Below are 18,702 nucleotides of genomic sequence, written 5' to 3' on the forward strand. Positions count from 1 at the left end.
GTCGGCCGTCGGCAGGGAGCCGGTCCGGCGTCCGGGACCGTGGAACGGCCCTCGTGAGCCGCGTACCGGCGTCAGTAGGGTGGGAACACCTCCCCTACGCCACCATGGCCGCTCCGGCGGTCTTGGAACGAAGGGAATCCGCATGGCGATGCCCGCGAATTTGCCTCAGGACCCCCCGATGACCGTCGAGCCCGTGGGGCTGCCGCCCCTCGCGCCGACGACGGCCGCGCGAGCGATCGGTGTGCTGATGGCGGCCACCCCGTGCACGGCACGCGACGCCAAGCGGATCCTGGCGGCCGCGGCCGACCTGGCCCAGATCAGCGTGCACGATCTGGCGGTCGTCGTGGTCGCGGGGACCGAGGGCACGCCCCCGCCCGGGCGCATCGAGCGGGCCCTGCGCCGTGCGGTCGAGGCGGCCCGGAGTTCGGCGGCTCCGGCGGATCCGTCGGTCGGGCTCGCACCGAACCGGGAGCGGACCGAGGAGGTCCTGACGCGGCTGCGTGGCTGCCGGGCCCGGCTCGCGGCAGCACCGGGGGACCCGGCGGCCGCCCGTGCCATGGACGACGCCGCCTACACGCTGTGCGTCCTGATGGGCCGGCCGACGACCTATGAAGCCGTCCTGGCGGCGGAACGCCACCTCGGCCCCCGCGCCCTGTAGCGCGGCCGGCCCGACGTGAGATCGGAGGAGTGCGGTGGTTCTGGTGGCAGCGGATGTGATCGGTGCGCCCTGCTGGCTGAGTCTCGCGGCGCGTGACCGGGAGGCGGCGGAGCGCTTCTACGGGGCGGTTCTCGGCTGGTCCTTCCGGGAGGGCAGCTTCGGCAGGGCCTACTCGGTGGCGGAGGTCGGCGGCGTACCGGTGGCGGGGATCGGGGCGATCGCCGGGGAGTTCGCCGTGCCCGTGGCCTGGACGCCGTACTTCGCCGTCGACGAGGCCGACGGAGCGGTCGGACGCGTACGGGAGCGAGGGGGCACGGTCGGGGTGGGACCCGTCTCGTTCCCGGCCGGTGGCAGAGCCGCCCTCGTGGCCGATCGAGAGGGCGCCGTCTTCGGTGTCTGGGACGGGGACGTACTGGCCGAATGGAGCGTCGGTGCGGACCGGTCGCCCGCCTGGATCGAACTCCACACGGCCGACGCGTTCGACGCCGCGCTCTTCTACGGCGAGGTGCTCGGGTGGGGCCGGGGCGAGAGCGACGGCGCCTGCGACACCTCGTACGAGGAGGACCAGGTCGTACTGCGACGACGAGGGCGCCCCGTGGCCCGCCTCAACAGCGGTCCGATCGAGCAGGCCGCGCCGAAACCGCAGTTCCGGCCGCGCTGGCTCGTCCATTTCAGGGTCCCCGACCTCGACGCGGCGGTCTCCCTGGCCCTGGCGCACGGGGGCAGCACGGTCACCGGTCCGGACTGGGCGGTGACAGCCGGCCGGCAGACGACGCTCCGCGACCCCGACGGCGGGCTCTTCACCCTCGACCACGCGCCCACATCCGGCGCGGCCTGACGGGCCGCCGACGCCACCGGCACGGACATGTCACCCGACACCGCCCCCGTACCGCGCACGTCAGGACGCCAGGCTCTCGCCGGCCGCTCCGGACAGGCGCTGCGCGGGGCCGGGGGCCATCTTCGCGGCCCAGCGCTTGTGCGCCTCCGGCTGGCAGACCACGCGGATCCGGTGCCGGACCACCGCAAGTTCACGTCCGTCGCCGTCGGTGAAGCGCCCCGTCAGCTCGTAGACCCCGCGGTGGGCCCTGCCCACCGGAAGCCGTTCCGGCGGCAGCCTGACCTCGTACGGACCGCCGGCCCGGAAACCGCCGAGCACCGTCCGTACGGTCGCGAGCACGTGCCCCTCGCGGATACGGCTGTCCTCGAACGCCACACCCTCGATCTCGCGGCCGAGCCGGAAGGTGAGGCCGACGCTGATCACCGCGCCCTCGGGGATCTCGGGCATCACCGGCGCGTCGAGACCTCGCAGGGTCACCACGCGACGATCCGGCTCCTCCGTGTACAGGGAGATGTCCAGCAATGTGAAGTCCGTGTCGGTCACGACCGGTCACCGCCTTTCGGTACGGGACCGGCGTGCCGGACCCGACCGTGTCAGGAGGGCCTGCGCCGGGAGCGCCGGCGTACCGCCGACCGCTCCGGCGCTTCTCCACCTCGGTCCGTACGCCTTCCCCCACACCTCTCCGCCGTGCCACTGCCCCAGCGGCCGCGGAACATGCCCGACGTCCTCCCGGAGGGGTGGAACCGCCCCGACCGGGGTAGTCGCCCGCCGCGGGGGCCGGACGAGAGGAGGAGACCATGAAGCTCCTGACCATGGGAGTCGAAGAGGAATTCGTCCTCGTCGACCAGGTCGGCCGCGCACCCGTAGGCCGTGCCCCGGACGTGATCGCCTCGGCCGCCCGAGTCGTCGGCGATCAGGTGCAGCCCGAGTTCTTCAACGCTCAGATCGAGACCATCTCCCGCCCCACGGCCTCGTCCCCGGACCTGCGCGACGAGCTGGTCCGGCTGCGTGCGGCGATCGGCGCGGCCGCCGACGCCGAGCGCTGTATGCCGGTCGCCAGCGGTACGACCGTGGTGCCGCCCGACCAGCCGCTGACCGTCACCGACACCGAGCGCTACCAACGGATGGCGTACCGTTTCGCCTCCAGCTTCAGCCCCGTCGACGGGCTCGTCTGCGGCTGCCACGTCCATGTGGGGACCCTCGACCGTGAACTCGCCCTGGCCGTCTCCCGCCGGATGGCGCCCTGGCTGCCCGTCCTCCAGGCGATCACGACGAACTCCCCCTTCGCCCGGCGGTGCGACACGGGCTTCGACAGCTGGCGGTCGGTCGAGTACGCGCGGTGGCCCACCGTCGGACCCGCTCCGGACCTGGACGAGGCCGCGTACCTCGCCCATGTGGCCGAGCTGGTGCGGACCGGAACCCTCCTCGACCGGCGCATGGTGTACTGGCACGCCCGGCCGTCCGAGCACGTGCCCACCCTGGAGATCCGCGTCGCCGACGCCAACGCCGACGTGGACACGGTCGTCATGGTCGCGGCCCTCGTGCGTGGCCTCGCCACGACCTTTCTGACCGACATGGACGAGGGCAGGCCCACGCCGCGCGTCCCCGTCCGGCGCCTCCTCCTGGCGCACGACCTCGCCGCCCGGAACGGCCTCTCCGGATACGGCATCGACCCGTGCACCGCCCGGGAGCGTCCCGTCGTCGAGCTCGTCGACCGACTGGTCGAGCGGGCGCGCCCGGCCCTGGACCTCGCCGGCGACACCGAGCAGGTCCTCCGCCAGTGGCGCCGCATCCGCGCCCACGGGGGCGGAGCGGCCCGGCAGCGGGCCGTGTACCGCAGGAACGGACGGTGCACCGAGGTCGTGGACGCCCTCGCGGCGCTGACGGCGGCGGCCTGAGGACGCGGCCCTCACGACGCCGGGCGTGTGACGTCCCCCGATGCCCGACGCCGCGCGCCCGGCCCGCGGCTCTCCGTGGCGCCGCCCTGACGCCGCCGCAGCCCTCCGCTACGCCGCCGCCCCCGTCCGGCCCGTCGGTTCCTCCGGGGTCCGGCCCAGTGCGCGGATGGCGGGGACGCTGAGCATCACGCCCATGCACACGATGCCTACGACCGACGAGAACAGCAGCACCCGGTCCGCCCCGAAGGAGTCGGCCGCCGGGCCGGCCAGGGCCCGCCCCAGCGGGATGACCATGATGGAGCCGGCCACGTCGTACGCCGAGACGCGGCTCAGGACGGCGAGCGGGATGTGGGACTGCACGCTCGTCGCCCACATCACCCCCCAGAAGGCGAACCCGCACCCTGCCACGACCCCGGTCAGTGCCGTGACGGTGAAGGACCAACCGAGGGCGGGAGCAAGGGGGTTGAGCGTGAAGAAGAACATCGCGCAGGCCCCCGCGACGAGGGGGCGCCGCGGTCGGACCCGCATGCCGAGCAGGCCGCCGATGACCGTACCGGCGCCGTCGGCCGACGCGATCCAGCCGTATCCGGTGGCCCCGTGCTGTTCGGTGAGCAGCGCGGCGCCCAGCGGGAGGGCCGGGCCGAAGACGAAGAGGCCGTACACCGCCCAGACGGCGATGACTCCCCACAGCCAGCCGCGCGACCGGAACTCGTGCCACCCCGTCGCCAGCCGGTGCCACATCGGGTCGTCGCTCTCGTCCCGGGCGGTGCCGAGGCTGCGCAGGGGCGCCAGGCCGAGCGCGCTGAGCGCGTACGCCGCCGCGATGACCACGAAGGAGCCCGCCACGTCCCAGTAGGCCACGAGGAGACCGGCCAGCCCGGGGCCCAGCAGCGTGCAGATCGCCTCGGAGACACGCAGGAGCGCGTTGGCCCGCTGGATGTCCTCGGCGACCTGGGGGACCAGGCTCGCCAGACCCGGCTGGAACATCGCGGTCGCCGCGCCGCTGAGCGCCAGCAACGCCATGATCTGCCACAGCCGGACGTCCGTGGCGATCAGGAGCACCGCCAGCGCGAGCATGGCCGCCATCCGCACCACGTCGGCGCCGACCATCATGACCTGCGGCGTGAACCGGTCGGCGAGGACTCCGCCGAACAGGACGAGCAGCACGATCGGCGCCATCCACGCGGCCAGCGCGTACCCGACGCCCGCCGCGCCGTAGCCCGCACCGAGCACGGCCGTCGTGAGCGACACCATCAGCATGCCGTCGGCGAGGAGCGACGTGCTGCGGGCGGTGAAGAACAGCCGGAAGCGACTCGACCGCCAGGGGCTGGGAGGAGCGCCCTTCTCCCGCCGCGCGGTCACCTCATCCATCGTCATGTCACATCCGCCGGTTCCGGCCGGTCCCTTCCCTGAGAATCCGCTGCCGGAGCCACGCGCTGCTCCGGTCCGCCTCCACCGGCGGGTCCTGCACGATCACGTACCGGCGCGGGGCCAGTACGCCGGGGTGGCCGGGGAGCGCGTCCATCAGCGCGGTATGCGCGTCCTCCGGCGTCAGCGGGGTGCCGCCGGCGGCGATGTACGCGGTCAGGGCCGGACCATGGGCCGTGCTGTCCGGGCCCGCGTACGGTCCGCCGTCCGATCCCTCGTCGGTGCGGGGGTCGCCCTCCACGGTGACGTGGACGGGGAGCCCGCCCAGGGCCTTGCCGAGCGTCTCCGCCACGAGGGGCGGCGACGTCCAGGAGCCGTCCACCAGGCACCAGTCCGGGCCGCGCTCGACCTGCCGGACCCCCGTCACCTCGGTCAGCGAAGCGAGCGGTACGTCCTCGGTGGCGGCCGCCTCCAGAAGCCGTACGAGGCCGGTGAGGAAACCCTCCGCCTCGCCCGGCCCGAACAGGGCGGGGTCGGACCACATCCCGAGGCGGATCGCGGGTTCGATCTCGTGGACGAAGGTCAGGATCCGGGTCGGCAGCACCTGCTCGGGGCCGCGGCCGAACTCCAGCTCCGGGGCTGCCGGGCCGCCCGGATCCGGTGTTCCCCCGGCCGTCGCGGACGCCGGCTCGCCGACCGTGGTGGGAAGGGCGCTGACGTCGTTGTACACCACGTCGCGCGCGAACACGCTGCCCCGCTCGTGGGTGACCCGCCCGATCATCTCCCACAGGGCGACCGCGTCGAACTGGCTGTGCCGATAGGCGTTGAGCGCCGCTCCCCACGCCTTGCGGAGCAGTGCGTCGAAGGTCGGGACCCGGACGTCGAGCGCGAGCAGGGCGTCCTGGGACACGGTGTTCACCGACCGGGCGAGCCGGGGGTGGTAACGGTTGGAGGTGGGGACGGCGGCGACGCAGACCGTCTGGTCCGTCCGGTGCGCCACGAGCGCGCACCACGCGGTCAGCAGCACGGTGGACGGCAGCGCGCCGGTGCGCCGCGCCACGAGCGCCAGGGCCCGCCCGCCCCGCCGGGACCGGAGGGTGAGCTGCGGCGCCCGCACCTCGGTGCCCTCGGCGCCCGGCTCCGCGAACATGGCCTGGGGGCCGCCGCGGATGATCCGCTCCCAGTACCGCAGCGACGCCTCGGACTTCCGGAGCCCGGCCGGGGACGCCTCCTCAAGGGCCAGGTCGATCGGGCTGAGGGACGTCAGCGGCGGCAGCGCGTCACCGGCGAGCAGGGCCGGCCACTCCTCCTTCAGTACGGCGAGCGCGCTGACGTCGGTCACGGCGTGGCTCGCGGCGAGGGCCACGAACACGGGCGCGCCGGACCGGGCGACGAGCAGGAGACGCAGGGGGAAGTCCCGGTCGAGCCGGAACCGCTCGACGCGGGCCTCGCGGGCCAGCGACTCGGCGTATCCGGCGGCGTCCCGGGGGAGTTCCTGGTGGTCGAGGACGGTGACGGTGAACTCGCCCGCCGAAGCGACGACCTGCTCGCGGGGCGCGCCGCCCGACACGGGCTCGCTCGGCGGGCCGCCCGCCGCCTGTTCGCCGGGCGCGCCGTCTGCCGCCTGCTCGCCCGGTGCGCCGCCCGGCACGTGCGCGCGTCCCGGCGCGTGCGGGAACGTCGTACGCAGGGCCTCGTGGCGTACCACCAGGGCGCGCAGGGCGTCGATCACCGACTCCGTCCGGGTGCCCGCGGGGACCGGCCACACATCGTGGATGTTGATGTGCTCGGGCTCGTCCCGCAGCATGCAGCGGATCATGTTGGCCTGCCCCATCGTGACCGGGCCCCGGCGCTCCGTACCGCCCGTGTACGCGACGGTGACGGTGCGTTCGGACGTCGGGTACGTGAAGCGCGAGGACGCGCGGCTCGCGCGGGTCAGCGCCTCCCAGGCGTCGGTGAGGAGGGCGAAGTCCTCCATGTCCTGCCGCGCCTCGTCGATCAGGTGGTCGCGGCGGGCGGCGAGGAGGTCCGCCGCCGTGGCGTAGCGGCCGCCCAGGGCGCGGTACGAGCGGTCGAGGACGTCGAGCCGTCCGGCGTTCTCCGCCCGGTCCACCCGGGTGCTGTCCCGCGCGAACCCGGCGACGGCGGACGGGCGGACATGGCCCTCGGCGTCGAGCAGGGAGTCACCGGCCTCCTTCAGCCGGGCGTACACGGCGTGGAGGTGCGGGGAGGCGAGGAGGAACTTGGCGAACCGCTCCTGGTACGCGAGGAAACCCGCGTCGGAACGGCGTTCCGCAGTATGGAAGTTGACGATGTGCCGGTTGTGGAGGACTCCGGGCAGTCCCGCGTCGTGGACCAGGTGGATCAGGAAGTAGTCGCTGCCGATGGTGTCGGTGGCGGGCGGCAGCGGGACGCGGCCGTAGACCTCGCGGTCGAGGGCGATGTTGCACATGTCCACGCGTGTCGGGCTGACGTGGGTGAGGGTGGTGCGGTCGCCGGTGAACGCGCCGGTGCCGGCGCCCCGGAAGGCTTCGTCGATGAGGTTCCCGCGCCAGATCTCCGGATATCCGGCGGGGATCGACAGGCCCACGACGTCCTCGTAGACGGCGGGGTCGAGCCGCCGGATCTCCGCCACGTCCACGGACATCTCGCCGACGAAGGAGCCGCCGACCAGGGACACCGGCCGGTCCGTGTGCGCCGGGTCGAGCCTGCTCCGGGACACCAGACCGGCGACGTCGGCGGCGCGCCGCCCCAGCGCCGTGAGCTCGTGGTGGAGGGGGAAGACCGGCTCGCCGTCCAGGTACTGGTAGCGGCTGTCCGAGTCCCTGCGGTGCACCGACGTGCACCCGAGCGCTTCCGCGACGAGGAAGGCGCGGTTGGCGCAGGCCCCGTAGGAGACACCCGCCGGCAGCATCAGGTCGAGCACCCGGTCCGGGGGTCCGACTCCGGACCGGGCGATCACCTCCCGCAGGAAGGCCCGCTGCTCGTCCTCGTCGAGGTGGTGCACGATCACGCCGGGCGTCGGCGGGAGCGAGGCCACCGCCTTCCGGTGCTCGGCGAGCACCGGGGCGTCCGAGCTGTCCAGGACGAGCAGACGCACCTCGGCGCCGAAGTGACGGGCGCCGTAGGCCGCCTCCTCGGCGACGGCCCTGAGGGTCGCGGCGCAGGCCCGGTCGGTGGGCAGGGTCAGGCAGATGCGGCGCATGCCGGCTCCCCGCTCTGGCCGGCGGCGGGCGGGACGGGCGGTGCCGTCGGCGTGGGCTGCGCGGGGGGTGCCGTCGGCGTGTGCGAAGCCGTCGGGGCGGGCAGCTCGGGCGCAGCCGTCGGTGTGTCGCTCCAGGAGGTGAGTCCGAGGAGACGGCTGCCGAGTTCGGTCAGGGTGGCGGTGGGGTACCGCTTGGACTCGTGCAGGACGGGATCGCCGACGAGCGTCCGGTTCCAGCGCGGGGTGCGCAGGTGCCGCCACGCGTCGACGCGGGACCGCTTCAGCCGCTCGTGCTCCTCAAGGGCGGGCATCATCGACAGGTACTGGACGGCCCGCACCTGGTCCCGGGACGTGTTGCGCGCCACGCCGTGCGCGAGCAGACCGTTCCAGATCAGCAGGTCGCCGGGGTGCAGATCGGGCCGTACGACGGGGTACTCCGTCCGGTCCACGGCGGGGCGGAGCGGGTCCCGGTCCGCCGGCGCGCCGACCTTCCACTCCTCGAAGCGCCGGAACAGCTCGGGGCAGCACTGGAACCCGCCCGACTCGGGCCGGGTGTCGTTGAGCGCGATGATGCCCTGGACGCGCTGTGGGGGGACGCCGAGAGTGGTGTCGATGTCCCAGTGCAGCTCGATGTCGAAGCCCCGGTCCGTGGGCTCGATCAGGGCGCGGTCCCGGTTCCTGATGTTGGGCGGGTTGAGGTTGAGCCGGTCCTGGGTGACCCACAGCTCCTCGCAGTCCCAGACGTCCACGAAGGCGTCGTAGACCCGCTGGGCCTGCCGGTTGTCCCAGAGCAGCTGGTGGTGGTACGCCTCCACGAAGCCGTACACGTGCAGCTGCCGGTCCAGCTCGGAACGGAAGGGCCGGTCCTCGTACCAGCTGTCCGGCCGGTCGGGGTCGAGGCCCTGGAACTCCCAGGTGAAGTCGAGCAGACGTCGCGCGGCCTCCGCCGGCACCGCCTCACGGACGATGACGTAGCCGTACGTCTGCCAGTGGGTGAAGTCCTCCTCGGAGAGCACCCGCAGCGGCCGTGACTTCGTCAGCTCCCGCAGGGTGGTCTGGGCGAGGTAGGACTCGCCGTCCGCGCTGAAGTACGGCCGGTCCGTGGCCGCCCGGTGGAGCCGGGGACGGGGGCGGGGGCGGTCGGGAGCGGGTGTCGTCATGTGGTCCCTCCAGAGCGGGAGTCCATGCGGTCCCTTTCGAAGCGGGAGTCGGGGAGCTGTCCGGCCGGTGGACAGCACGGGGCGACCCCCGGCGGGGCCGGCGGTTGACGGCATGGACGGACGGCAACGACGTGGCACGGGGTGCGGGGGCCTCGCCGTTCAGAAGAATTGGTTTAGACCATAGCCGCTGTCAAGTGTCATCTCAATATGCGGAGTTGGGTGGCCGGATCGTTTCGGCGTCGCTCGGCGAGGTCCGCCAGGCGGGCAACTTTGGTCTAGACAATATCCGGGGGGCTCGCTTAGTGTCCCTGTGCGCAGTCCGGTTTCTGATGGCGCATCAGTCGGCATGTGTGCCGCCCCCATCCGACCGACACCCTCGACTGCTCGGCCACGCCCACAGGGAGCGGAACCCATGAGCACACCCAGCACCACAGCCCTGCCGGACGGCGGTCTGCGGAGTCCCGGCGCGGGTCTGATCACCCTCGATCCGGTCCGCACCGCGCTCCTGCACGGCCTGGACGCGCTGCTCACCGGACTGGCCGCACAGCTCTCCGCGCCCGAGGTCGTCGGCCCGCCGCTGCTGTCCGTGGAGGGCCTGGCGCGGCTGGACTTCTTCCGCAACTTCCCCCATCTCGGCGTCTCCGCGGGGCGTTTCGCCCCGGACGTCCTCGACGGGCTCGCGGCCGGAGAGGCGCCGGGGGAGCTGCCGCTCCGGCCGACCGGCTACCTCCTGCCGTCCGCCACCTGCTACGGACTGCTGCTCTCCCTGGAGGGCCGGGACGTCGGCGAGGACGGCCTGCGCCTCTCCGCCGCCGGCCGCTGCTTCCGCAACGAGACCCACTACGACGGCCTGCGCCGGCTCTGGGGCTTCCACATGCGCGAGGTCCTGTACCTCGGCACCCAGCAGGGCGCCCTCGAACACCTGGAACGCGGTGCCGAGTTCATCCTGGAGGCGGCCGCACTCCTCGGCCTCGAACTGAACCGGGCCGTGGCCGACGACCCGTTCTACGACAAGGGCGGTTCCCGGGCCCGGCTGATGGCCCTCGACCCCGTCAAGCACGAGTTCTGCGCCCCCGACGGAACGGCCATCGCCTCCGTGAACCGCCACCGCAACTTCTTCGGCGAGCGGCTGGACATCCGCGCCGGCGCGGAAGGACCGGCGTACAGCGCCTGCGTCGCCTTCGGCCTGGAGCGCTGGGTCCACGCCATGATCCTCACCCACGGCACCCCCGAACAGGCCCTGGACCGCCTCCGCGACACCCGCCTCTGAACCCCGCACCCACCCCGCATCAGCAGTAAGGAGCGACCCCGTCCCATGGAACGCATCGCCGCGTGGCTGCACGAGAAGAACCCCGGCCTCGACGGCCCGATCGACGCCGACGAGGACCTCATCGAGGCCCGTCTCATCGACTCGATGGACTTCCTCGAGTTCATCGACCTCCTGGAGGACCTCTCCGGAGCCAGCATCGACCTCCAGGACGTCACCATCGACGACTTCCGCACGCTCTCCCGCGTCCGGACACGCTTCCTGAGCGACGCCGTCGGGTGAGCGTCCGCCCGGCGGTTGCCCGGGACGGCCGCGACCGCACAGGCCTGGCCGTCGTGGCGACCACCCGGGAGGTCCTCGACCATCCGGAGCTGCACGAGGGTCTGCTCGCGCCGTACGAACGCCGCCGGCTCGCGGCGATACGGCTGCCGGGCCGCCGCGACGACGTGACCGCGGCCCGGCTCCTGGTCCGGCTGTGCGTGGCCCGCCACACCGGCCTGCCGTGGGACGAGTCGGCACCGGCCCAGCTGTGCCCCGCGTGCGGGCGTCGCGGGCACGGACGCCCGTACCTGCGCGGTCACCCCGGCGTGGGCATCAGCCTGAGCCACGCCGACGGCCTGGTCGCGGCGGCCGTCGGCCCGGGCGCCGTCGGCATCGACGTGGAGCCCGCGACACGCCGACCCGGCCCCCTGCGGGTCCTTCGCCGTCTCCTGCCCGAAGCCGAGATCCGCGAGGCCACCGCCCAGCCGGACCCCGGACCGGCGCTGCTCCGGCTGTGGATCCGAGCCGAGGCCCGTCTCAAGGCCGGCCGGAACGACCTGCCCCTCCTCGAATGGACGGACCACGACCGGTCAGCGGTGGCAGCGGTGGCCGCCACCGCGCCCACCACGATCATGCCGATGCCGATGCCGATGCCGATGTCGTCGCCGTCGCCGGCCACGAGCAGGCCGGTCCCGGCACCCGCCCCGAGCTGACCGGGCCGCCCCGCGCGGGACCGGCGCCGTCGCCCCTGGGCCCCGGTCGGCCGAATACCGCGCGCGTGTCGGGCGAATATGGGGTCACGGGCGTGGTGCGGCGGTTCCACGGTGGTAGGTCGATCGCCATGCAGCCCGGCACACCACCGACGGTGACCCCCTTCCTTCGTACGGCCGCCGCCTACGCCTGGCGGCTCCTTGTCGTCGGCGTGCTCGTCTACAGCCTGTTCGCGGTCCTCGGGCGCTTCCACGAGGTCGGCGTGGCCGTGTTCCTCGGCCTGGTGATCACCGCGCTGTTGCGGCCCGTCGCCGACATCGTGGCCCGGGGGCTGCCCCGCCCCCTGGCGGTCGCCCTCACCCTGCTCGGGAGCATCGCGCTCGTCCTCGGCGCGCTCGCCCTGGTCGGCGAGGCGGTCGCGGGTCAGCGGACCACGCTGGTGCGCGAGTTCCGGGACGGCGTCGGACGGATCGAGGACTGGCTGGAGCGGCCGCCGTTCCGCCTCGACCCGGGCGCGCTGACCGACCTCCAGTCCAAGATCGGTGGTTTCCTCTCCAGCCACCGTTCGGCCCTGGTCAGCGAGGCGCTCAGCGGAGCCGGCCATGTGGTGGCCGTCCTGACGACGCTGGCCCTCGCCCTGTTCTGCTCGGCTTTCTTCATCCACTCAGGGGACCGGCAGTGGGCGTGGTTCCAGGATCAGCTGCCCCGCTCGGCCCGTGACCGGGTGGTGGTCGGCGGACGCGCGGCCTGGCGCACCTTCACCGGCTACACCCACGGCATCGTGCTGGTGGCGGCGGTGAACGCGGTACTCGTCGGCGTCGCGCTCTGGCTCCTCGGCGTCCCGCTCGCGGTGCCGCTCGCCCTGCTCGAGTTCCTGGCCGCCTTCGTCCCGCTGATCGGCTCACCGATCGCCCTCGCCGTCGCCGCCGTCGTGGCCCTGGCGTCGAAGGGCCCGCTGGTGGCGGCGATCGTGATCGCCCTGATCGTCGTGATCGGCCAGATCGAGGGACACCTCCTGCACCCGCTCGTCATGAGTTGGGCCGTACGGCTCCATCCGCTGGTGGTGGCGATCTCGGTCGTCGCCGGCTCGATCGCCGCCGGCATCGTGGGAGCCGTGGTCGCGGTGCCGCTGGTCTCGGTGGTCTGGTCGGTCCACACGGCGCTGCGGAACGCCCGCGGGACGACGGCCGACGTCCCGCCGCGCGAGGAGTGAGACGGCCGGGGCGCCTCGCTCTTCCCATGAGCGGGGCCCGGCACGTCAGGCGGAGAGGGCCCTGAGGTAGTCGGACAGGGCCGCCGTGGTGCCGCCGAGCGGGAACCGGGCGGCGAGCTGCCCGTCTGGGCGTACGACGAAACCGGTGCCGCCGTCGGGGAGGTAGAGCTGTGCGAACTCGCCGGCGTCGTCCCGGTACGCCGGCACACCGAGCGACGCGTGCTCCGACGTCCCCTTGGGCAGGACGGCCAGGACGGTGAAGGCACCGGAGGCGTCGCCGCCGGCCCGCCTCGTGTCCTCCGCCGCCCCGGCCAGGTCGCCGGCATCCGCCCCGTACAGAAGGACGACGTGCCCGGGGCGCCCGCGCAGGACGTCGAGCAGACGCAGCGGGAAGACGGCGATGGGCGTGGTCAGGCCGGCGCAGTCCGGGGCCCGGTCGCCCGGCTGCGGCGCGTCGACCGGGCCGTACGGCACACCGGAGAGCGGTCCGTCCCGGTAGCCGACGAGGAGTTGCGCCTCCCGCAGGAGCACGGTCCGCCGGTCGTCGGGGTCGTTCTCGATGCCCCGGGTGGAATGCCGGACGGTACGGCCCACGACCTCCTCGCCCACCGGGCGGCGCTCGGCGTCGTAACTCGCGAGCAGCGCGGGCCCGGCCTCGCCGCGGACCACGAGGGCGAGCTTCCAGGCCAGGTTGACGGCGTCCTGGACCCCGGTGTTCATGCCCTGCGCGCCGGTGGGCGGATGGATGTGGGCGGCGTCGCCCGCGACGAAGACCCGCCCCGCGCCGTAGCGGTCGACGATGCGGTGGCTGATGCGGAACACCGAGGACCAGCGCAGGCCCGAGAGCCGGGTCGGGCGGGGAGCGAGCCGGTCGACGACCGCCTGGAGATGGGCCAGATCCGGTCCGTCCCCGCCCGCGAGACCGTGTTCGACCCGGTCGGACGACGCCGTCCCCCCGCCCGGCCCCGCCAGGTCCGGCGGCACCCGCATCGACATGCGGTAGCGCCCGGCTCCCGGCAGCGGGATGCAGACCAGCACGTCATCGGTCGAACCGTCGGCGGCGCGATGCTCGGAGCGGAGGGCGTACCCGGGGGGCACGTCCCAGTCGCTCTCGGCCACGACATCGCCCAGCATGTACGCCTCCGGGAACGCGCCGCCCTCGTACGACAGGCCCAGCGTCTTGCGTACGACGCTGTGCGCGCCGTCGCAGCCGATCAGGTAGCGGACCCGCAGCTCCTCGTCGGCCCCCGAGGCGGTGCGCAGGCGCGCGGTGACACCGTCCGGGTCCTGCTCGAACGAGACCAGTTCGGTGCCGCGTTCGACGGCCGTGCCCCGCGCGGCGACGTACTCCTCGAGGAGGCGCTCGGTCTCGTACTGCGGCAGCGCGGCGAACCCGTACGGCACCTCCGGAGGCAGCTCCAGGTCGATCCGCGCCGCCTCCCTGCCGTTGATGTGGACCAGTTGGCCCCGCATCGGGACCGCGGCCTCGAGCACGGCTCGGGCCAGGCCCATCCGGTCCCAGAGTTCCAGGGTGCGCGGCTGGATCCCGACCGCCTTGGCGAACGGCAGCCGGGCCTGGAGCCGGTCGACGAGCCGGCAGCGCACGCCGTGGCGGCGGAGCTCGCCCGCGGCGCTCAGGCCGACCGGGCCCGCGCCCACGATCAGTACGTCGGTGGTGGTTCCGGTCTGCGGCACGGGTGCCTCCCAGTCCTGGCCGGCGTCCGGTCGGTCCCGTCCTCCATGGTCACCCGCCACCGCCCGTTCGGCCAGCCAGGCCCGGTACGCGCCTGCCGCCGAACCGCTTCACCAGGACGTGACCGGCGCGGCGGAGGAACTGCGGCGGCACGCGCCGAGACCGGGGCGGTGACGGTCGTGTTCGGGCGGGGAAGGAACCGCCCGCAGGCGACCGGCGTCCCTCCCGGGCATGAGCGAGAACCGGTCACTCCCCACGGACGAAGGCGGCTCCGACCCCGTCGACGACGACGGCCGGACGGAGAGCGCGGTCGGCTGTCTGCTCGCCGTCGTCGGAGCCGTCGTCGCCGGGGGCTTCGCGCTGCCCCGAGCCGCGTTCAGCATCGACGGCGGATTCGAGGCGCACGCCCGGGACTGGAGCGTCATCCTCGTCGACGTCCCGCTGATCCTCCTGGCGGGCATCCTCGTACCGCCCATGACCTGGGCGGCGGCGACGCGGTGGCTGCGGCCGTGGGCGGCTCTGCTCGTCTGCGCCGCCGTCGCGGCGCTCGGCCTCTGGGGCGTCGCGGCCGTGTGGCATCCGCGGCAGGACCCCGATCCGGGCTATGGCCCGGGCATCTGACGGCACGTCGACGCTCCGGACCCCGGGCCCCCACCCAGGCACCCCACCCGGGGAGGCACCGGCCCCCCCGGGCGCCGACCCCGCCCCAGGCACCGACCCCGCCCCGGGCGCCGACCCCGCCTCCCGGGCGCCGACCCCGCCCCGGGCACCGACGCCACCCCGGGCACCGGCCCCCCGGGCACCGACGCCACCCCGGGCGCCGACCCCGTCCCGAGCCCCGCGCCCGACCTCGGGTCTCCGCGCCTCAGCCGTGCGCGCGGGGGCCCTGGGCGCTCACGAGGGCGAGCCGGTCGCGGGTCCTGGCGGCGCCGGTGACGGAGATGCCGTGCTCGGCCTGGAAGATGCGCAGGACGTTCTCCGTCTCCGACGTGAAGGGGCCCGTGACCGCCGTGGGGTGACCGGTCCCGGTCAGCAGCGACTGGACGGCCGTCACCGTCGGTCCGCGGTCGCCGCCGGCGACCGGGACCACCAGCCGCGGCCAGTGTCGCGGCCGACGCGCCCGTCCTGACCGAGCGACGTCTGGCCGCCTGACGGCCGACGCGGACGGTCGCGGGGCGGGGCCGGTGTGCGCGCCGCCGGTGCCTCCGCTCGCCCACGCCGCGCCACGCCTTCCGCCCCGCCGTCCACGGGGTCGTCGACATGCTCCTCGGACCTCACCCGGACGAGTGGGTGCGTGTCCTGACGTGGTCGTCATGCCGGCGCCCGCCGTGCGCGCGTCGGCCCGGCCGTCGTCCCGCTGTCACGCCGCCCGCCCTCCAAGTGGTCTAGACCACATGAATGCGGTGTGCGAGCTTGAACCGCCCGCACATCCCATCTCCCGTACCACTGCATGCAGTTGGCCCGTGGGTCGCTCGTGTGCCGGCCCACTTCTCTCCCTTCGCTGGAGGCAGCAGCCGTGAAAAGAGCCCGCTCTCTGCTCAGCACCTCGCTTCTCGTCCTCGGACTGTCCGCCGGACAGCTGGGTCTCGGCCCGGTGGGTTCCGGGCAGCCCGCCCATGCCGAACCCGCTCCGGCCGGCTCCGCCCACCGGACCTCCGCGCCCCTTCCGCCCGTCTCTCCCACCCCGCAGTCGATCGGCAGGGCCGGACGGGACGCCGTGGTCACGGGCCGGGTCGTCGTCGTCGCCGACGACCGCACCGACCAGGCCGCCCGTGACCGCCTCGTCCGCGAGCTGCGGGCCCACGGTGCCGACCGCGTGGACGTGGTGGCCCCCGGTGGCCACTCCCCGCGGGGCCTGCTCACCGTCCGGCTCGGGCCCGCGTCGAGGCCCGACATCGCCGCGGCCCTCTCCGGTACGAGCGCCCCGAGCCAGGCCGAGGGCTACGCGCTCCGGGTGACCGCCGGCGGCGCGACACGGGAGGTCGCGCTGGGAGGCACGGACGCCTCCGGCCAGTACTACGCGGTCCAGACGCTGCGCCAGCTCTTCGTCCGTACCGCCGAGGACGGCTGGAGCATCGCGGGAGCCCAGGTCAGCGACCGTCCCTCGATGCCGTTGCGCGGCACGATCGAGGGCTTCTACGGGCAGCCCTGGACTCCGGCCGAACGCCTGGACCAGATGGACTTCTACGGCGACGTCAAGGCCAACACCTACGTGTACGCGCCGAAGGACGACCCGTACCACCGGGACAAGTGGCGTGATCCGTACCCGTCCGACAAGCTCGCCGAGCTCGGCGGACTGATCGAGCGGGCGAACGCCAACCACGTCCGGTTCACCTTCGCCGTCTCCCCGGGCGCTTCCATCTGTTACTCCGACCCCGCCGACCGTGCCGCCCTGAAGACGAAACTGCAGGCCATCCACGACCTGGGGGCGCGGGCGTTCTCCGTCCCCCTGGACGACATCAACTACACCTCGTGGAACTGCGAAGGCGACAGGCGGGCCTACGGGGCGCCCGGGCGCGCGGCGGCGGCCAAGGCGCAGGTGGACCTGCTCAACGACGTCCAGCGCACCTTCGTCGCCGCCAGGCCGGGGACGCAGCCCCTCCAGATGGTGCCCACGGAGTACGGGGACCTCAGCGACACCTCGTACAAGCGGACCCTGCGGGCCACCCTCGACCCCGCTGTCGAGGTCATGTGGACCGGCACCGACGTCGTCCCGCCCTCGATCACCAACGCTCAGGCGGAAGCGGCCTCCGCGCTGTTCGGCCGCGAGGTCTTCGTCTGGGACAACTACCCGGTCAACGACTTCGGCGCCACCAGCGGCCGACTGCTCCTCGCCCCGTACGACAAGCGCGAGGCCGGGCTCTCGGCGCATCTGAGCGGCATCGTCGCCAACCCGATGAACCAGCCCTACGCCAGCGAGGTCGCCGTGTTCGGCGCGGCCGACTTCGCCTGGAACGACCGCGGGTACGACGCGGCCACGAGCTGGACGCGGGCCCTGTCGTACCTGGCGGGAGGAGACGGCGAGACGGCCGCGGCCCTGCGGGTCTTCGCGGACCTGGAGCACCTCGCGCCCACCTTCGGGGCGACGCCGTGGCAGCAGCAGGCCCCCGAACTGAGCCGCCGCGTCGCACGGTTCTGGACCGACTGGAACGCGGGACGGAGGGACGGGGCCCTGGCGGAGCTGCGGTCCTACGCCGACGCGATCGCGCGGGCACCGGAGCGGATCCGCGGCGGCTCCACGCAGGCGGGCTTCGTGACCGACGCGGACTCGTGGCTCGACGCCACGGAGCTGTGGGGCCGGGCCGCGGTCGCCATGGTGGACGCCGTCGCCGCGCGCCAGGCGGGGGGCAAGGAGCGGTCGCAGGTGCTGCGCGCCGAGTCCCGTGACCTCCAGGAGCGGGCGGGGGCGGTACGCGTCGAGCCGGCCCGCAACACCTGGGGGCGGGTCCAGCCGAAGGTCGGCGACGGCGTCCTCGACGCCTTCCTCGTCCGGTCCGACGTCATGCTGGAACTGTGGGACGTGGCCGGCGGCGGCGAGAACCTCGCGCTGAAGGGGACGGCGAAGGCCTCCAGCGTGGAGGGCAACCTCGACCGGCTCGCGGCCCGTCACGTCAACGACGGTTCCACCGGGACCCGTTGGGCCTCCGGCTACGGCGACGGCGAATGGGTGGAGATCAAGCTCGCGGCTCCGGCCCGGGTCGCCGCGGTGACCCTCGCCTGGGAGGCGGCGTGCGCGGCCGAGTACCGCGTCGAGACCTCCGACGACGGCGTGAACTGGACTCCCGTCGCCACCCGGCGCCCGACGGCCTGTGGCAACGACGTGGTCCGGCTTCCGGCCGACCGTGCCGTCACCCACGTCCGCATGCAGGGCGTCACGCGTGCCACCTCGTGGGGGTACTCCCTCTACGAGATCGCCGTCTACGGCGCTCCCGCGTCCTGACCCCGACCGGAGACGGCCGGTGCGGGCGCCCAGCGCATGGGCGTCCGCACCGGCCGTGACGGACAGGCGGGGCAACGGGTGCGGTCACCGGTCGGAACCGGTGACCGCACCTGCTGTCGTCAGGCCCGGTGGGTCATCCGATGGTCCAGCGCTGGAGCGCCGATCCGCTGCTGGGCTGCTGGGTGACGAGGGCGTTGTTGCCGGTGGAGGCGGTGGTGATGACCAGGCCGCTCTTGACGGAGGTCAGCGTGTGGCCGCCGCCGGTGGCCGCGGTGACGTTCCACCGCTGGTTCGTGGTCCCGGTGCAGGTCCACTGGATGATGGCCGCGCCCGCCGACATGGACCCGGCGTTGACGTCGACGCACAGACCCGTGCTGACGTTGGCCAGCGTGTAGGAGCCGTCCGACTGCTCGGTGAAGGTCCACTTCTGGCTGTTGGAGCCGGTCAGCGCCGTCGTGGTGAGCTGGGCGCCGTTGCTCGCACCGGTGGG

The 18,702-nt window shown here is 73.9% G+C and carries 16 protein-coding genes; 9 read left to right on the top strand and 7 right to left on the bottom strand.

Translation table 11 applies throughout. From position 1 onward, the window contains the following. Positions 1 to 178 precede the first annotated feature (178 nt). Positions 179 to 658 (top strand): DUF5133 domain-containing protein, encoded by a 480-nt coding sequence (locus tag AMK29_RS35090; RefSeq protein WP_241845428.1) that lies wholly within the window; start codon positions 179 to 181, stop codon positions 656 to 658. 34 nt (positions 659 to 692) lie between these two features. Further along, positions 693 to 1,496 (top strand): VOC family protein, encoded by an 804-nt coding sequence (locus tag AMK29_RS17425; RefSeq protein ID WP_073813724.1) that lies wholly within the window; start codon positions 693 to 695, stop codon positions 1,494 to 1,496. A 60-nt stretch (positions 1,497 to 1,556) separates the two neighbouring features. Here the strand turns inward: AMK29_RS17425 and AMK29_RS17430 are convergent, their stop codons facing one another. Continuing rightward, entirely contained in the window at positions 1,557 to 2,039 is a 483-nt protein-coding gene (locus tag AMK29_RS17430) for a hypothetical protein (RefSeq protein ID WP_073813726.1), read from the bottom strand. Between the two features lie 254 nt (positions 2,040 to 2,293). Here AMK29_RS17430 and AMK29_RS17435 point away from each other — a divergent pair, with 254 nt between their 5' ends. After that, complete coding sequence (locus AMK29_RS17435) at positions 2,294 to 3,394, top strand: carboxylate-amine ligase (protein ID WP_073813727.1); 1,101 nt, start codon at positions 2,294 to 2,296, stop codon at positions 3,392 to 3,394. Between the two features lie 108 nt (positions 3,395 to 3,502). Here AMK29_RS17435 and AMK29_RS17440 read toward each other — a convergent pair whose 3' ends face one another. Genes AMK29_RS17440 through AMK29_RS17450 form a run of 3 tightly spaced genes read right to left on the bottom strand, consistent with a single transcriptional unit; the run spans position 3,503 to position 9,127 of the window. After that, on the bottom strand, positions 3,503 to 4,771 hold the full coding sequence (locus AMK29_RS17440; protein WP_073813728.1) for an MFS transporter: 1,269 nt from the start codon (positions 4,769 to 4,771) through the stop codon (positions 3,503 to 3,505). Position 4,772: 1 nt separating this feature from the next. Further along, positions 4,773 to 7,967 carry a DUF6271 family protein gene (locus AMK29_RS37930; RefSeq protein WP_079196922.1) on the bottom strand — a complete coding sequence of 1,065 codons (3,195 nt, stop codon included), beginning with the start codon at positions 7,965 to 7,967 and terminating at the stop codon, positions 4,773 to 4,775. After that, on the bottom strand, positions 7,949 to 9,127 hold the full coding sequence (locus AMK29_RS17450) for a phytanoyl-CoA dioxygenase family protein (RefSeq protein ID WP_073813730.1): 1,179 nt from the start codon (positions 9,125 to 9,127) through the stop codon (positions 7,949 to 7,951). Before AMK29_RS17450 ends, AMK29_RS37930 begins: the two co-directional genes overlap by 19 nt. 412 nt (positions 9,128 to 9,539) lie before the next feature. On the opposite strand from AMK29_RS17450, the gene AMK29_RS17455 reads away from it, so the two are divergent. The 4 genes from AMK29_RS17455 (at position 9,540) to AMK29_RS17470 (ending at position 12,579) form a co-directional block, all read left to right on the top strand. Next, positions 9,540 to 10,397, top strand: a complete 858-nt coding sequence (locus tag AMK29_RS17455; RefSeq protein ID WP_073813731.1) for a hypothetical protein — start codon at positions 9,540 to 9,542, stop codon at positions 10,395 to 10,397. A 45-nt stretch (positions 10,398 to 10,442) separates the two neighbouring features. Then, the gene (locus tag AMK29_RS17460; protein ID WP_073813733.1) at positions 10,443 to 10,676 is read left to right on the top strand and encodes an acetyl xylan esterase; all 234 of its coding nucleotides are present in this window, start codon (positions 10,443 to 10,445) and stop codon (positions 10,674 to 10,676) included. Continuing rightward, complete coding sequence (locus tag AMK29_RS17465) at positions 10,673 to 11,368, top strand: 4'-phosphopantetheinyl transferase family protein (protein ID WP_107422611.1); 696 nt, start codon at positions 10,673 to 10,675, stop codon at positions 11,366 to 11,368. Before AMK29_RS17460 ends, AMK29_RS17465 begins: the two co-directional genes overlap by 4 nt. Before the next feature lie 128 nt (positions 11,369 to 11,496). Then, positions 11,497 to 12,579: an AI-2E family transporter gene (locus AMK29_RS17470; protein ID WP_073813734.1), complete on the top strand. Its 1,083-nt coding sequence runs from the start codon at positions 11,497 to 11,499 to the stop codon at positions 12,577 to 12,579. 45 nt (positions 12,580 to 12,624) lie between these two features. Here the strand turns inward: AMK29_RS17470 and AMK29_RS17475 are convergent, their stop codons facing one another. After that, positions 12,625 to 14,274, bottom strand: coding sequence for an FAD-dependent monooxygenase (locus AMK29_RS17475; RefSeq protein WP_073813735.1), 1,650 nt, complete (start codon positions 14,272 to 14,274; stop codon positions 12,625 to 12,627). Positions 14,275 to 14,503: 229 nt separating this feature from the next. Between AMK29_RS17475 and AMK29_RS17480 the strand changes: the two genes are divergently transcribed. After that, on the top strand, positions 14,504 to 14,893 hold the full coding sequence (locus tag AMK29_RS17480) for a hypothetical protein (protein WP_079196923.1): 390 nt from the start codon (positions 14,504 to 14,506) through the stop codon (positions 14,891 to 14,893). A gap of 244 nt (positions 14,894 to 15,137) precedes the next feature. On the opposite strand, the gene AMK29_RS36420 is transcribed toward AMK29_RS17480, so the two are convergent. Further along, complete coding sequence (locus AMK29_RS36420; RefSeq protein ID WP_158071326.1) at positions 15,138 to 15,326, bottom strand: peptidoglycan-binding domain-containing protein; 189 nt, start codon at positions 15,324 to 15,326, stop codon at positions 15,138 to 15,140. 540 nt (positions 15,327 to 15,866) lie between these two features. On the opposite strand from AMK29_RS36420, the gene AMK29_RS17490 reads away from it, so the two are divergent. Beyond that, positions 15,867 to 18,212, top strand: coding sequence for a beta-N-acetylglucosaminidase domain-containing protein (locus AMK29_RS17490; RefSeq protein WP_073813918.1), 2,346 nt, complete (start codon positions 15,867 to 15,869; stop codon positions 18,210 to 18,212). Between the two features lie 133 nt (positions 18,213 to 18,345). Here the strand turns inward: AMK29_RS17490 and AMK29_RS17495 are convergent. Further along, positions 18,346 to 18,702 (bottom strand): RICIN domain-containing protein (locus AMK29_RS17495; protein WP_143202902.1); only part of this gene is annotated, 357 nt, incomplete at its 5' end.

Source organism: Streptomyces sp. CB02261 (assembly GCF_001905665.1).
Taxonomy (GTDB): Bacteria; Actinomycetota; Actinomycetes; order Streptomycetales; family Streptomycetaceae; genus Streptomyces.